Below are 13,438 nucleotides of genomic sequence, written 5' to 3' on the forward strand. Positions count from 1 at the left end.
CCGGATTAATAAGCCTGCTTACTGTCCCCAGCCCGCACAGTCTATTCAGAATCCCCAGCTTTTGGCACCCGCTTGGCCCCTATTCTTTCGGAATAGGGGCATGGACCCGGGTAATTGCGGACTTACCCGCAGGGCGTAGCCGCCGGACCCACAAGCGGACTCGTGCGGTCCGCCACAAGCCGATGCCGGGCACGACAGAGCCTGCACGCACGTGGTCCGTCAGGCTGCTGGCTACCCAGTTCGGGAGTCGTTTCCGGGATGTTCCCGCCCATTAGAAGGAAGACATTAGCCGGACAGGCGGGCAGTTGACGTGGACGACGGGCCCCGCTGGCTGTCCGCCGGCGCGGGCGGCAGCCTCCGGCCTGAACCAGAAATCAAAACACGCAGGTATTAGACGCAGGCCTTGGCACCTTCCCTAATGTCGCCCCTTGGTCTAGTTTGGACTGACCCGGGCGGAGGCTCCGTTCGGGCCGGCTGTTTCTTTCGCCTCATCCATGCTGCCGGCGCCCCCGGCTTCCGGCAGTCCGGCGTTCTCGGCCATTGAGCCACATCGGTAAAGCCCCATTCTGGAGGAGAAGAAAATGCATAAAAATCTCGTCTCTCGCTCGATTCACGACCTGACTGCCGGCGCTTGGTTTGGCGGTTCCCTCATGGGCGCCATCGGACTCAATGGGGCCGCTGCCGAGGCCAAGGACCCGACGGAACGGACCCGCCTTTCCAGCCTTGGCTGGAAGAAGTGGGCCCCGATCCAGACGGCGGCCTTCGCGGCCCACCTCGCGTCCGGGGTACCGCTCACCCTGGGCAATGCTGACCGATTGGCCACGCAGCATGGTGTGCTGCGCCTGACCGTGTACAAGACTGTAGTTACCCTCCTTGGGGCAGCGGTGACGCTATATGCGGGCCTGCTCGGGCAGAAGGTCCACAAGCTCTCCCACGAAGGATCAGAAGGTGCTACCGAACCGAAGCCGAAATCATCGGAGGAACTGGTCAAGGCGCAAAAACAATTGAAAATGCTGCAGTGGGCCGTCCCAGTTTTCGCCGGGTGGGTCATGGTGCTCGGCGCCAAGCAGGGCGAGATGCAGCGGGCGGAAAACGTGATGCTGGGACTGAAGAAGCAGAAGATGGCTGGCGGTCTCGGAAAAATGGCCGGCCTACGGCAGATGGGGACACGCTCCGCCTGCCGATAGCGGTCCTGCCGATCAGGTGAGTTTCGTCGCCCAAAGCGGGAGAGCACCCGGTGCACGACTGAGGGTAGTTGCCCCTAGTTACCATGGGGCATCTTGACGGTTTGAGCATGCGGCGACCCCGTCTCCCAAAGTGCCGGCAGGCGCTTCAGCAACTCGATGAATGCAATGGGTGGCCGAAGTGCCGGATGGATTAGGCGGGCGGGTGGCGGTCGGAAGGCTGTCAGGGCATGAAGTTGTACACGTCGATCAGCCTTTCCTCGGGCATGGAGGCGAATCCTCCCGGAATACCCTCCTGGAACTTCGGCATAAGGATGGTGTCCCGGAACCGCTCCCAACTCTCCTGCGATTCATAGATCGCCAAGACCGTCCACCCGCCCTCGGACGACCCGGCGGCATGGAAGATCTCACCCTCCGGCCGCTGCCCCGGGGCAGGGTGAACGGCGGCAATCGACGCCTCGTACTGCTCCCGGGTGCCTCCCGGGAAGAAATGCACGATTCCATACGTCGGACTGTCCATGGCTCCTCCTTCGTTGGTGGTTTCCTTCATCGTGATCCTGTTCACGCCGAAAGACAACGGACGGCTATGGGGTGCCGTGACGAGGAGTCGGACACCTTGGCCCGGGATTCGGCCGGCGGGTTGAGGAACAGGTTGTAGATCGATAGGCAGCGCAATCTGGAAACGGGTCGCGCCGACGGGCAAGTCGAGCTAGAACCATTAGAGGGCCTAGGGCAACAGCGTTCAGGTACCGCAGGTTCCTCCGCGAGATGCCCTTCAGGTCCGGACCTCTGCCCGGAGGTCTGCAGCGAGCTGGGCACCAATTGCCTCATGTAATGGTTAAAGCAGCGGCGCTCTCCGGCGCCGGCGGCGCCACTAGACTCGATGAGGAAAGCTCAGTTCACACTGGTTCTTCCGACGAAAGAGGATGTTCGTGTCCCACCTGAAGCCCGGCATGCCGGCCCCCGAGTTCACTCTCTCCGATGCCGACGGCAAGAAGGTCGCGCTGTCCGACTACACCGGCCGGAACGTTGTGGTCTACTTCTACCCCAAGGCCGCCACCCCCGGCTGCACCACCGAGGCCTGCGACTTCCGCGACAACCTCAACTCGCTGCAGGCCGCCAACTACGACGTCATCGGCATCTCCCCAGACGACGCCGAGGCTATCCAGGTCTTCAGCGACGCCGAGGGCCTGACCTTCCCGCTGCTGTCCGATCCTGATTTCGCCGTGGCCAAGGCGTACGGCTCCTACGGCGACAAGACCTTCGGCGACAAGGTCTTTACCGGAACACTCCGCAGCACCTTTGCGATGGGCCCGGACGGAACCATCAAGCACGCCGAGTACGACGTGGACGCCAAGGGCCACGTGGCCCGCTTGCGCGAAACCCTCGGCGTCTGACTTCGGAGACTTCCGGCGGCCCGCGCTATGCGGGTCTCCACGCGCTCGCTAGCGCTCACTTGGTCGACCACCGTTGGCTGGAGCTCGCTTGGTCGACCACCGTGGTCCGACGGCCGGAATCGCTAAGCGGCGCCTCGCCGAGCGAGGAACGAGCGAGGTGTCGAAGCCGCGTGCGATTCCGGCCGCCGGATTTTACGCGCGCGTTAAGCGTCGGGTTCGCTGCGCACGCTTAGCCGGGCCGCGGCCGCTGCACCCAGCACCGCGCAGGAGAACCAGATGGCGCCGCCCGGGCCCAGCGGGGCGGCGACCAGGCCCGCGGCGAGCGGCAGGACCACCTGCCCCACCCGGTTGCCCAGCAGCCTCAGGGCCAGCGCGGCACCGCGGGACTCCGGCCGGACCGCATGGCTGATCAGCGTCATGGTCAGCGGTTGGCCCAGGCCCAGCAGGAAACCGCCCACAAACAGTGCCACTGCCGCCGGCCAGAACGGTTCCAGCACAAACGGCGTCACCGCAATCGCGGCACCGGATCCCAGCAGGCTGGCCACCAGCAGCTGGATCCGGCTCCAGCGATGCACCAGCCAGGGCAGCAGTATCCGCGAGATAATCGACGCGCAGGCACGGACGGCCAGCAGCACGCCCACCCAGAACGGCGCCACACCCAGCTCCTCGCCGACCAGCGGCAGGAATGCCACCAGGATGTCGATCACGGACAGCAGCGCCATCGAGGCCAGCATGTTCCACGCCACCCCCGGCCGCCGCAGGATCTGCAGCACGGGCTCTTTCACCATCGGCGGCCGGACGGCAGCGGCGGCCGCACCGCCGTCGTGCTTGCGGGAGCGGAACCGCCGCCTAGCCGCCCCCGGGTGCGCGCCGATCAGCATCATCGGCGCCGCCGCCAGGGCAATGCCGGCGGCCAGCAGCAGGGCCAGGTTGATGGCGCCCAGCCAATCCGGTCCCACGCCCTCCGTCCCGGTTCCCAGCAGCACCCCGGCCAGCAGCGGGCCGAGCAACTGGCCCAGCGAAAAGGCCGCGGTAAACCAGCCAAAGCCGCTGTCCATCTGGTTCAGCGCGGCATAGCGCCCGATCGCGGACTGGCCGGCGATGGTGAAGACCAAATGCCCCATGCCGAGCAGGGCCATGGAGATGCCGATCAGCAGGAAGTCCTGCGCCAGCGCCAGCCCCACGGCGGCCACCGCCAGCATCACCGCGCCGAGCACCACCATGCCCTTGAGCGAGGCAATACGGTCGCTCACCCGGCCCAGCCACAACGCCGCCACCACCGGCAGTACCGCATAAACCGCCGTCACCACGCCGATGATCGCCGCGTCACCGCCCAGCGCCAGCAGCTTGTAGGACACCACCGGCCGGGATAAGTTCAGCGACGTCTGGGTCAGCACGGCGGCCGCCATGAGGACCCAGAGCCACAGGCGGGACCCCGGCTGGCTTGGCGGCTGCGTGCTCATGTCCTCTTTCTTTGCGTGGCGTCGGCTTCCCTATTCTGCCCCGCCTGAAGCCTTTCATCGCAAAACCGTTGCGCGCGCCGGACCGCAGTGGTCGAATGGGTGGCATGGCTACTGGGGAAACCATTCTGGCGATCGGAACGAAGAAGGGGCTGTGGCTGGCCACCAGCCGGGACCGGGCCAACTGGTCCCTGTCCGGCCCGCACTTTTTGATGAACGAGATTCCCAGCATCGGGATCGACCAGCGCAACGGGTCCACCCGGCTGCTGGTGGGGGCGCGCTCCGAGCACTGGGGACCGACAGTGTTCCATTCGGATGATCTGGGCGAGACCTGGACCGAGCCGGAGAACGGCGCCATCCGCTTCAACGACGGCGACGGTGCCGCGCTGGAGCGGGTCTGGCAGATCCAGCCGGACGCGGCGGACCGCCCGGGCGTGGTCTGGGCGGGCTGCGAGCCGATTTCGGTCTGGAAGTCCACCGACGGCGGCGAACACTTCGAACTCAACCGCGCGCTCTGGAACCATCCGGACAAGGACCAGTGGGGTGCCGGCTACGGCGGGGCGGCCGCCCACTCGATCCTGCCGAGCCCGCACGATCCGGATACCGTGCACGTTGCCATGAGCACCGGCGGCGTGTACCGCAGCACCGACGGCGGCGAGAGCTGGCACGCCCGCAACCACGGCATCAGCGCCTACTTCATGCCGGATCCGAATCCCGAGGTGGGTCAGTGCGTCCACAAGATCGCCCGGGATGCGGTGGAACCGTCCACGCTCTTCGCGCAGAACCACCACGGCGTCTACCGGTCCGATGATTCCGGCGACAATTGGCAGTCCATCGCCGACGGCCTGCCGACCGACTTCGGCTTCGTCATGCTCACCCATCCGCGGAGGTCGCGGACCGCCTGGGTGGTCCCGATCAAGGCCGACGGCGAGCGGATCCCGCCGGACGGGCACCTTGCGGTGCATCGAACCGACGACGGCGGTGCCACCTGGGCGCGGTTCGGCACCGGTCTGCCCGACCTCGACTACAACGTGGTGCTCCGTGATGCCGCTGCCGTGGACACCGGCGATCCGGCCGGGTTCTACTTCGGCACCCGCGGCGGATCGGTGTACGCCAGCGCAGACGAAGGCGAAGTCTTCGTGCAAGTTACCTCGGGCCTGCCCGACGTCCTCTGCGTCCGGGCCGCCAGTCTCTAAGAGGAGGAGATCGCCGTGGTGGGTGTAGCAGAGAAGACGGTCACCGTCGTCGTGCCCAGCCTGCTGGCCAAGGTAACCGGCGAGCAGCGCGAGCTCAGCGTGCCCGCGTCCGGCCCGCGGTCCGTGGCGGAGATTCTGGACGCCTTGGCCGGCGACTACCCGGTGTTCAACCGCCGCGTCCGCAATGAAACCGGGGCGATCCGCCGCTACGTCAACCTCTACCTGGACGGCGAAGACATCCGCATGCTGCAGGGGCCGGCCACGCTGGTCGCGCCCGGGCAGGAACTGCTCATCATCCAGTCGGTCGCGGGCGGCTAGGCGGGCGCACCGAGTGCACGAACCGCATCCACTACATCCGACCGCAGTAGAACAGACACTAGGAGGGCCGCAATGACCAGCACCGGCAACCACGATGCAGAGATCCCGGAAGCGGACGAGGCCGACCGCGCCTGGCAGGACCGCCCGGTAGATGAGGATGCTTCGGAGCAACCGGCTTCGACGGTGCCGCCGGTTGGCTGGGAAGCGAACGAGGCGGACCTGCAGGAGCAGTTGGAGGCTATCAGCGAGGACGAGGACGAGGAGTACCCCCGCGAAGTCGAAGAGCCCGAATAGCTCCTGCCTCTTCCGGCGCTCTTGAACGTCAGCCGGTGTCCGCGGCTACTCCCCGACTTGTCCGTCCACTGCCTCGCGCAGCAGGTCGGCGTGCCCGTTGTGCCGGGAGTACTCCTCGATCATGTGGACCAGGATCCAGCGCAGGCTCGAAACGCTGCCATCCCGGCCAGGCCTGCCGGCCAAACGGTCCAGCCCGCCGGCCGCCACTGCTTCAGCGGTGAGGGAGCGGGAACGCGCCACGCTCTCGCTCCACAGTGCACGGAGCTGTTCAGGAGTATCGCCAGCTGCCGAATCCCAGTCCCAGTCGGGCTCTGCTTTCCAGTCCACGCTGTCCCACGGCGGCTGCGGCTCCCGTGCGTGCAGCCGGTAGGAGAACCAGTAGTCCTCCACGAACGCCAGATGCTTGAGCATGCCACCCAGGGTCATCCGCGACGGCGGCAGTTTGGCGGCCAGTCCGTCTGCGCCCAGATCCGCGCATTTCCATTCGAAGGTGCCACGGTGGAACTCCAGAAATCCCAGCAGCGTGTCCAGCTCGTTGGCCGCTAGCGGCGGTTCCGGGCGGTCTTGTCCATCCTCTGCAGTCATGACCCGAGAGTCTAGCGGCACTGGGATAATGGCGGAATGCGACTTGCAGTTTTCACCGGATCCGCCAGCGGAACAGACCCCTTGTACGCGCGGGAGGCGGCGTCCTTTGCCGACGAGCTGGCGGCCCGCGGCATCGGGATTGTGTACGGCGGCGGGCAGGTGGGCCTGATGGGCACCGTCGCGGATAGCGCGGTGGCTGCCGGCGGCGAGGTGGTGGGCGTGATTCCCTCGTCGCTGGACCGGACCGAGGTGGGGCACACCGGCCTGAGCACGCTGCACGTGGTCGACTCCATGCACGAACGCAAGCAGATGATGGCGGACCTAGCCGATGGTTTTGTGGCATTGCCGGGCGGGGTGGGCACGCTCGAGGAGATTTTCGAAGCCTGGACCTGGCTGCAGCTGGGCATCCACGAAAAGCCGGTAGCCTTTCTGAACATTAACGGTTTCTGGGATCCGCTGCTGGCGGCGATCGACTCTCTGGTCAGCGCAGGATTCCTGAAGCAGGCCTACCGCGATGCCGTCATTGTGGCCGGCTCCGCCGGGGAGCTGCTGGACGCCATCGACGGCTGGACCCCGCCGGCCCACAAGTGGCGGGATCCCGGCGAGCGCAGCCGGATCTGATCGCTCAGCTCTGACCGCGCAGATCTGACCAGTCGGCAAAAAGCAGACAGCGCCTCTCCCCTGTGGGAGAGACGCTGTCCGGCGCATCAAACGGAAGGGGGACTCCCGCCGTCGTACTGCTTTACGGCGTGCAGCTTACGGGAAGAACTTGTCCAGCTCCGCCGGCTTGGTCAGCGTGCCGTACTTCAGGGCCGCGTCGGCGAGCTTCTGCGCCGCCTCCATGTTGAAGTCCTTGCGGAAGGCCGGCAGGGCCATCTCCGCGCGGGCGGCTTCGTCGATCTTGGTGTAGGTGCCCACGATGTCGCGGACCTCGTCCGGGTGCTCCTGTGCGTATTCCAGCGAGCGGTTCATCGCGGCCTGGAACTTCTTCACCAGTTCCGGATCCTTCGACACGGTATCGCCGGTGGCGAAGTAGCCGGAGATATCCAAATTCTTGTCGAAGTCGGCGAAGTTGTAGGAGACCACGCGGCCGCCGTCATCCACGGACTGGGACAGGAACGGATCCAGGATCCAGGCCGCGTCCACCTGGCCGTTGGCCAGTGCTGCCGGCGCATCCGGGAAGCCCACCTCGACGAACTTCACGCTCTCGGGATCGCCTCCGTCGGCTTCGATCACGCTGCGGATGGTGGTGTCGCCGATGTTGGACAGGGTGTTGACCGAGACGGTCTTGCCGGCCAGATCCTTGGGCGACTTGATGTCCGAATCCCCCTTGACCACCACGCCGCCGAAGTCGTGCGAGGTATCGCCCGAGGTGGAGTTGCCGTTGGCTACCAGCCTGATGTCCAGGCCCTTGTCATTGGCGACCATGACCGAGACCAGGTTGCCGAAGGCGAAGTCGAAGCCACCGCTGACCACGGCCGGGATGGCGGCTGCGCCACCGGCGACGTTCTGGATGTCAAGATCCAGGCCCTCTTCCTCGAAGAAGCCCTTCGAATCGCCGAGCCAGAGCGGCGCGGTGTCAACGATGGGGATCACGCCGACGGTCACCGGGGTGAGCCCGCCCGAGGCGGCGGGTTCGTTGCCGCCGCCCTCGCCGCCGCTGGGCGATCCGGAGCCGCAGGCGGCCAGGCCCAGCGCGGAGACACCGGCCAGCAGCGTCAGGAATGTTCGCTTCATGTCACTTCCTAAAAATCGAAAAACTAGGTGGCAGCGCCCACTGTCTCCCCCAACGGAAGCGCGGTTCAGCACGCGGCCACAGCGCTCTACTATGTCACGGCTCACAACTCATCCTTGCCGCCGTGCAGGAATGTGACGCGTCACGCACTTGTCGGCCAATGGCCGAGCGGCGGTTCGGCGTCGGCGCCGCCCAAGAAGAGGCACTACCGGGCGGCGAGCTGCTCCTTAACCTGCTTGCGCAGCACCTTGCCGAGCATGGACTTGGGCAGTTCCTGCACGGCAATAATCCGCCGCGGAACCTTGTACGCCGCCAGCCGGCCGCGGCAATAGTCCCGCAGCTCCGACTCGTCCAGCGTGAGGTCGGCGTCCCGGAGCACGACGGCGGCCGTCACCTCTTCGCCTCCCTCGGCCCGCGGGATGCCCACCACTGCCGCGTCCGTCACGTCCGGATGGGACCGCAGCGCATCCTCGACTTCCGACGGCGAGACGTTGAAGCCCCCGGTGATGATCAGTTCCTTCACCCGGTCCACAATCCGGGCATTGTGCTGCCCGTCCACGGTGACGATGTCGCCGGTGCGCACCCAGCCGCCGTCCAGCAGCACGGCGGCGGTTTCCTCCGGCTTGCCCCAATAGCCTTGAAACACCTGCGGTCCGCGGATCAGCAGTTCGCCGGGCTGCCCGGGCTCGACGTCGTGGGCCGGATTGTCCGGGTCCACCACCCGCATCTCGGTGCTGGGGAAGGGAACGCCGATGGTCCCGTTCTTGCGGGTGGATGCGAACGGATTGCCCATGGCCACCGGGGACGTTTCGGTCATTCCGTAGCCCTCCACCAGCAGGCCTCCGGCGGTGTCCTCCCACAGGTCCAAGGTGGCCTGCGGCAGGTTCATGGCTCCGGAGATGGCGAACCGCACCGAGCTCAGGGACACCCCGCGCTTCCGGGCCTCGTTCGCGGTCCGCTCATAGATAGGCGGCACCGCACAGTAGATGGTGGGCGGGTTCTTCTTGGCTGCGGTGAGCACCAGGTCCACGTCGAATTTGGGGAAGAGGACAACCCGCGAGCCGGTGAGGACGCCGAAGGTCAGATGCAGGGTCATGCCGAAGGCGTGGAACATCGGCAGCACGGCGTACATGACCTCCTTGCCCTCGGCCACGCCGTGCATCCACGCGCGCCCCTGTTCGGCGTTCGCCCGCAGGTTCCGGTGGGTCAGCATTGCGCCCTTGGGATGTCCGGTGGTGCCGGAGGTGTACTGGATGGCCGCCAGATCGCTGACCTCCGGGCGGGGAAAGTCCTTTGTCAGCGGCTTGGACTTCAGCAGCTTCTCCCAGGAAATGGTGTTCTTCACCGAGGCGGTCAACGCCTTGCGGGATTTCCTGGCGGCGGGGATGGGCAGCCTGAGGGCCAGCCGCTTGGCCCGCGGCAGGGCGCGGGCCAAATCCACCGAGACGATCTTCTTGACGGCAAGGGCGGCGGGAAACGCCTGGATTTTGGCCACCACGTTGTTCCAGACGACGGCGACCGTGGCGCCATGGTCCTCGAACTGGTGCCGGAGCTCGCGCTCGGTGTACAGCGGATTGTGTTCGACGACGACGGCACCCAGCCGCAGCACTGCGTAGAAGGCCACCACATGTTGCGGGCAGTTGGGCAGGATCAGCGCCACGCGGCTGCCCGGGCCGACGCCCAGCCTGCGCAGGCCTTCGGCTGCCCGGTCGACCTGGCGGCCCAGCTCTCGGTAGCTGGTGGACGCCCCGAAGAAGTCCAAGGCCGCCCGCTTCCCGAACCTGCGGACCGAGTCGTCCAGCATGTGCGAGAGCGACTCGGTTGGCATCTCGATTTCGGCAGGCACCCCGGACTGGTAATTCTGCAGCCAGGGACGGTTCTCGATAGTGGGCATAGCGGCGGCCGGTCCTCTCACTCGGTTCATGCCAGTCTATGAGTCACGGCCGCGTTGCCTGCTGTGAACGCCCCGTCCTCCGGGGGAGAACGGGGCGTTTCACGGCGTGGAAATTACTGCGCGGGAACCTGCAGAACCTGGTCCACGAAGATCAGGTTCGGATCCGACACGGTGTCCGTGTTGGCCGCGAACAGATCCTCCCAGCCGCCCTGGAGTCCCATTGACTCAGCAATGGTGGCCAAGGTGTCACCGGACTGGACGGCATAGGTTTCGCCGCTCACGGCCGGAGCCTCGACGGCGGGGGCGGCTGCGGGAGCCGGAGCCTGCTGGACCGGGGCCTGCTGCTGAACCGGCGCCTCGGCGACGGGAGCCTGCTGGACCGGCGCCTGCTGGATGTCAGCAGACTGGCTGCTCACCTGCGATCCTCCGCCGCCGCCGGACAGTCCCAGCTTGGCCGAGCAGGCCGGCCATGCACCCCAACCCTGGCCGTCCAGGACGTTTTCTGCGACCGCGATTTGCTCCGCACGGCTGGCATTCTCTGCCGAGCCGGCGCCGCCGTAAGCTGCCCACGTGCTCGGAGTGAACTGCAGGCCACCCGAGAAGCCGTTGCCGGTGTTGGTGCTCCAGCTGCCGCCCGACTCGCACTCGGCCAGGGCGTCCCAGGTGGCCCCATCGGCGGCGTTTGCCGCCGGTCCGATCATGGCCATGCTGGCGCCGGTCAGGGCCAAGGCGGCCAGGCCGCCACGCAGGGCACGACTGAGGTTCTTGTTTTTGTTTGAGTTCACAATGCTCCGCTGAGGCCGCCTTACGCTCAGTCCGTCCCCGGACATCCCTGCGCCGCCGTCAGCCACTCGTATAGATCGAGGTCATGTGGACGTCTGCCATTCTGACGGCGAAAGGCGTGGGCAGCGTCCGGGCATATTTACTTGGATGGATCGCGCCGAACATTCCGGCACCCCCTGGCGCGGCCATCTGACCTGCGCACCCGGAGGACGCTACCGGAAAGTAACTAACGTTGCAAAACCGTGATCGGCTCTCGGCGTGTCATTCCACCCGGTCTGCGGGGATCAAGACTAAGCACGCTTACCTTCCCAAGCGGCCACTGGTGTGCGCCGACCGCCCTTCCGCATCTGCGCTGCCGCCGGGGCGCATGACTGCGCAGTGTGGCGAGGGCGCGGACAGGCGATTGGCCGCGTATCCATGCGGTTTTGACGACCTGCGACACCCGTATACACCGACCGTTTACGGGAGCATGATGGTTCCGTGGCTACGACGAATCTGCGGGCCATCCAGGCCCCGCTGAAGACCAGATACCGGCAGCAGCCCGAGGCGGCGATGATCACGCTTTACGCTGAGGGCGAACTTGGTGAAGGAACCAGCTGTTCCGTGGTTACCGGGCGAGCGTTGGTTGCAGCCGGACTGCACCCTGCCACGGGTGGCGACGGCAGCCTGGCCTGTTCCGGGGACATGCTTTTGCAGGCCCTGGCGGCGTGCGCCGGAGTGACCTTGCAGGCGGTCGCGGCGTCGCTGGGGCTGGAGGTAACCGGCCGTGTCCATGCCGAGGGTGACCTGGACTTCCGCGGAACGCTGGCGGTGGACAAGGACACTCCCGTCGGCTTCCAACGCATCCGCGTGCGCTTCGACCTGGTCAGCGACGCCGGCGACGCGGATCTGGAGGCGCTGCTTCGGCTGACCGAGCGCTACTGCGTGGTCTACCAAACGCTGGCGGCACCCCCGGCGCTCTCCGTGCAGCGCGTCCAGCAGAACGACGACGGCGGTGCGCCGCACCTCCCGTAGGCCGCGGCTCCGGCAGCGCTCCGCGCCCCGGGTGGTACTGGGCGCCCGCGGGCAGCGGCCAGCGGGGGCCTTCCCAGTGCGCGGCCCAGCGCGTAGCGTGGTGCCCCTAGCCCACCGGAAGGAAACCTCCATGGCAGAGAACCCCAGCCCCATTGACATCCAGAAGGCACTAGGCGGCGTGGACTACCCCGCCTCCGCCGCCGACTTGGTGAAGAATGCCGAGGACTCCGGCGCCGGCGACGACGTGCTGTCGGCGCTCAGGAATCTTCCCGACAAGCAGTATGAGAGCCCCGCCGAGGTCAGCAAGGCGGTTTCCGGCAAGTAGCATGCTGGATTCCGGCCCGCAATGTGGGGCTGACGAGTTCCCGGCGTCCTACTTGTCCGTGCGGCCGGCAGCCTTGTCCACCGGTACCAGCTTGACGTTAATGAGCCTGCCGCCGTCGGCCGTCGCCGTCATGTAGGTACAGACCGGTTGGCGGCGGCGGTCGGTCGGCGACCCCGGGTTGAGTAGCCGCAGGCCCCCGGGCGAGGTGGTGTCCCAGGGGATGTGGCTGTGCCCGAACACCAGCACATCCACGCCGGGAAAGCGCGCCTCACACCGCTGTTCCCGGCCCTTCGCCGCTCCTGTCTCGTGGATCATGGCGAAGCGAACGCCCGCAACGGTTGCGGCGGCGGTTTCCGGCAGGCGCGAGCGCAGGTCGTCGCCGTCGTTGTTCCCGTACACGCCGATCAGCCGTTGGCTACGCTGCTCCAGCTCGTCCAGCAGGTCGGCGGTGACCCAATCGCCGGCGTGGAACACCACGTCGGCCGCGGCCACCGCATCCCAGACCTGCTCCGGGAGTCGCCGCGCACGCTTCGGCACGTGGGTGTCCGCTAGGAACAGGAGCTTGCTGACCATACCGGCATCCTTGCACACCCGCTCAAAAGCCGAAGGCCATCCGCAGCCCCAGCGCCAGCATGACCACCGCGATCAGCCCGTCCAGGATCCGCCAGGAACCGGGCCGGGCGAAGAAGGGGCGCAGCAGCCGGGCGCCGAACCCAAGGGCACCGAACCAGACCATGCTGCCCAGCACCGCTCCGGCGCCGAAGGACCAGCGCAGCTCCGCGCCCTGGGTGTTGGCGATGGAACCGAGCAGCAGGACCGTATCCAGATAGACGTGCGGGTTCAGCCAGGTCAGCGCCAGGGCGGTGGCTGCTACGGAGGCCAACCCGCCGCCGCGCTGATTCTCCGCGGCGGTGAGCGCGCCCGGCTTGATGGCCCGTTTGGCGGCGAAGACGGCGTACGCCAGCAGGAAGGCCGCCCCGCCAAGCCGGATCACGTCCACCACCGCCGGGGCCGCCTCGATCACCGCACCGATTCCGGCGATCCCCGCGGCGATCAGCACCGCATCGGAGACGGCACAGATCAGCACGACGACGCCGATGTGTTCGCCCCGGATCCCCTGGCGCAGCACGAAGGCATTCTGGGCGCCGATCGCGATGATGAGGGCCAATCCGGTGCCCAGGCCCAGCAGTACGGTGGGGGCAATAGCGGTAGTCACAGCAGTCGACGCTATCCGAGCTGCCAACATCAATACA

Annotated in this window: 16 protein-coding genes; 8 read left to right on the top strand and 8 right to left on the bottom strand. The window is 66.8% G+C overall.

Annotated features, from left to right (window positions below; translation table 11 throughout):
- Positions 1–581: 581 nt before the first annotated feature.
- Positions 582–1,187 carry a hypothetical protein gene (locus AC5RWT_RS10880; RefSeq protein ID WP_494080233.1) on the top strand — a complete coding sequence of 202 codons (606 nt, stop codon included), beginning with the start codon at positions 582–584 and terminating at the stop codon, positions 1,185–1,187.
- Between the two features lie 220 nt (positions 1,188–1,407).
- Here the strand turns inward: AC5RWT_RS10880 and AC5RWT_RS10885 are convergent, their stop codons facing one another.
- A complete protein-coding gene (locus AC5RWT_RS10885) occupies positions 1,408–1,704 on the bottom strand; it encodes a hypothetical protein (RefSeq protein ID WP_494043187.1) in 297 nt (98 codons plus the stop codon).
- A gap of 412 nt (positions 1,705–2,116) precedes the next feature.
- Between AC5RWT_RS10885 and bcp the strand changes: the two genes are divergently transcribed.
- Positions 2,117–2,581 (top strand): thioredoxin-dependent thiol peroxidase, encoded by a 465-nt coding sequence (gene bcp / locus AC5RWT_RS10890; RefSeq protein WP_494080234.1) that lies wholly within the window; start codon positions 2,117–2,119, stop codon positions 2,579–2,581.
- Positions 2,582–2,784: 203 nt separating this feature from the next.
- On the opposite strand, the gene AC5RWT_RS10895 is transcribed toward bcp, so the two are convergent.
- Positions 2,785–4,044, bottom strand: coding sequence for an MFS transporter (locus tag AC5RWT_RS10895; RefSeq protein WP_494080235.1), 1,260 nt, complete (start codon positions 4,042–4,044; stop codon positions 2,785–2,787).
- Positions 4,045–4,139: 95 nt separating this feature from the next.
- Between AC5RWT_RS10895 and AC5RWT_RS10900 the strand changes: the two genes are divergently transcribed.
- The 3 genes from AC5RWT_RS10900 to AC5RWT_RS10910 all read left to right on the top strand — a co-directional run bounded on the left by AC5RWT_RS10900 (position 4,140) and on the right by AC5RWT_RS10910 (position 5,849).
- Positions 4,140–5,237, top strand: coding sequence for a WD40/YVTN/BNR-like repeat-containing protein (locus AC5RWT_RS10900; RefSeq protein ID WP_494080236.1), 1,098 nt, complete (start codon positions 4,140–4,142; stop codon positions 5,235–5,237).
- A 15-nt stretch (positions 5,238–5,252) separates the two neighbouring features.
- A complete protein-coding gene (locus AC5RWT_RS10905) occupies positions 5,253–5,555 on the top strand; it encodes a MoaD/ThiS family protein (protein WP_494080237.1) in 303 nt (100 codons plus the stop codon).
- 72 nt (positions 5,556–5,627) lie between these two features.
- Positions 5,628–5,849: an Rv3202a family protein gene (locus AC5RWT_RS10910; protein ID WP_494080238.1), complete on the top strand. Its 222-nt coding sequence runs from the start codon at positions 5,628–5,630 to the stop codon at positions 5,847–5,849.
- Positions 5,850–5,894: 45 nt separating this feature from the next.
- Here AC5RWT_RS10910 and AC5RWT_RS10915 read toward each other — a convergent pair whose 3' ends face one another.
- Entirely contained in the window at positions 5,895–6,434 is a 540-nt protein-coding gene (locus tag AC5RWT_RS10915) for a DinB family protein (RefSeq protein WP_494080239.1), read from the bottom strand.
- A 36-nt stretch (positions 6,435–6,470) separates the two neighbouring features.
- Here AC5RWT_RS10915 and AC5RWT_RS10920 point away from each other — a divergent pair, with 36 nt between their 5' ends.
- Positions 6,471–7,055: an LOG family protein gene (locus AC5RWT_RS10920; RefSeq protein ID WP_494043204.1), complete on the top strand. Its 585-nt coding sequence runs from the start codon at positions 6,471–6,473 to the stop codon at positions 7,053–7,055.
- Between the two features lie 135 nt (positions 7,056–7,190).
- Here the strand turns inward: AC5RWT_RS10920 and AC5RWT_RS10925 are convergent, their stop codons facing one another.
- The 3 genes from AC5RWT_RS10925 to AC5RWT_RS10935 all read right to left on the bottom strand — a co-directional run bounded on the left by AC5RWT_RS10925 (position 7,191) and on the right by AC5RWT_RS10935 (position 10,893).
- Entirely contained in the window at positions 7,191–8,171 is a 981-nt protein-coding gene (locus tag AC5RWT_RS10925) for an ABC transporter substrate-binding protein (protein WP_494080240.1), read from the bottom strand.
- Positions 8,172–8,374: 203 nt separating this feature from the next.
- On the bottom strand, positions 8,375–10,063 hold the full coding sequence (locus tag AC5RWT_RS10930; protein ID WP_494080241.1) for a long-chain-fatty-acid--CoA ligase: 1,689 nt from the start codon (positions 10,061–10,063) through the stop codon (positions 8,375–8,377).
- A 113-nt stretch (positions 10,064–10,176) separates the two neighbouring features.
- Positions 10,177–10,893 carry a transglycosylase family protein gene (locus AC5RWT_RS10935; protein ID WP_494080277.1) on the bottom strand — a complete coding sequence of 239 codons (717 nt, stop codon included), beginning with the start codon at positions 10,891–10,893 and terminating at the stop codon, positions 10,177–10,179.
- 433 nt (positions 10,894–11,326) lie between these two features.
- Here AC5RWT_RS10935 and AC5RWT_RS10940 point away from each other — a divergent pair, with 433 nt between their 5' ends.
- A complete protein-coding gene (locus AC5RWT_RS10940) occupies positions 11,327–11,860 on the top strand; it encodes an OsmC family protein (protein WP_494080242.1) in 534 nt (177 codons plus the stop codon).
- 130 nt (positions 11,861–11,990) lie between these two features.
- Positions 11,991–12,185: a DUF2795 domain-containing protein gene (locus AC5RWT_RS10945; protein ID WP_494043207.1), complete on the top strand. Its 195-nt coding sequence runs from the start codon at positions 11,991–11,993 to the stop codon at positions 12,183–12,185.
- Between the two features lie 48 nt (positions 12,186–12,233).
- Here AC5RWT_RS10945 and AC5RWT_RS10950 read toward each other — a convergent pair whose 3' ends face one another.
- A complete protein-coding gene (locus tag AC5RWT_RS10950; RefSeq protein WP_494080243.1) occupies positions 12,234–12,758 on the bottom strand; it encodes a metallophosphoesterase family protein in 525 nt (174 codons plus the stop codon).
- Positions 12,759–12,780: 22 nt separating this feature from the next.
- Positions 12,781–13,431 (bottom strand): LysE/ArgO family amino acid transporter, encoded by a 651-nt coding sequence (locus AC5RWT_RS10955; protein WP_494080244.1) that lies wholly within the window; start codon positions 13,429–13,431, stop codon positions 12,781–12,783.
- Between the last annotated feature and the right edge of the window lie 7 nt (positions 13,432–13,438).

This window comes from Arthrobacter sp. Dra40 (assembly GCF_059091905.1).

Bases quoted from the DNA above. Each gene is read 5' to 3' on its own strand.
- AC5RWT_RS10950 (WP_494080243.1), bottom strand. From the start codon at position 12,758: ATGGTCAGCAAGCTCCTGTTCCTAGCGGACACCCACGTGCCGAAGCGT.
- AC5RWT_RS10915 (WP_494080239.1), bottom strand. From the start codon at position 6,434: ATGACTGCAGAGGATGGACAAGACCGCCCGGAACCGCCGCTAGCGGCC.
- AC5RWT_RS10885 (WP_494043187.1), bottom strand. From the start codon at position 1,704: ATGGACAGTCCGACGTATGGAATCGTGCATTTCTTCCCGGGAGGCACC.
- AC5RWT_RS10920 (WP_494043204.1), top strand. From the start codon at position 6,471: ATGCGACTTGCAGTTTTCACCGGATCCGCCAGCGGAACAGACCCCTTG.
- AC5RWT_RS10895 (WP_494080235.1), bottom strand. From the start codon at position 4,044: ATGAGCACGCAGCCGCCAAGCCAGCCGGGGTCCCGCCTGTGGCTCTGG.
- AC5RWT_RS10900 (WP_494080236.1), top strand. From the start codon at position 4,140: ATGGGTGGCATGGCTACTGGGGAAACCATTCTGGCGATCGGAACGAAG.
- AC5RWT_RS10910 (WP_494080238.1), top strand. From the start codon at position 5,628: ATGACCAGCACCGGCAACCACGATGCAGAGATCCCGGAAGCGGACGAG.
- AC5RWT_RS10880 (WP_494080233.1), top strand. From the start codon at position 582: ATGCATAAAAATCTCGTCTCTCGCTCGATTCACGACCTGACTGCCGGC.
- AC5RWT_RS10945 (WP_494043207.1), top strand. From the start codon at position 11,991: ATGGCAGAGAACCCCAGCCCCATTGACATCCAGAAGGCACTAGGCGGC.
- AC5RWT_RS10930 (WP_494080241.1), bottom strand. From the start codon at position 10,063: ATGCCCACTATCGAGAACCGTCCCTGGCTGCAGAATTACCAGTCCGGG.
- AC5RWT_RS10955 (WP_494080244.1), bottom strand. From the start codon at position 13,431: ATGTTGGCAGCTCGGATAGCGTCGACTGCTGTGACTACCGCTATTGCC.
- AC5RWT_RS10935 (WP_494080277.1), bottom strand. From the start codon at position 10,893: ATGTCCGGGGACGGACTGAGCGTAAGGCGGCCTCAGCGGAGCATTGTG.
- AC5RWT_RS10925 (WP_494080240.1), bottom strand. From the start codon at position 8,171: ATGAAGCGAACATTCCTGACGCTGCTGGCCGGTGTCTCCGCGCTGGGC.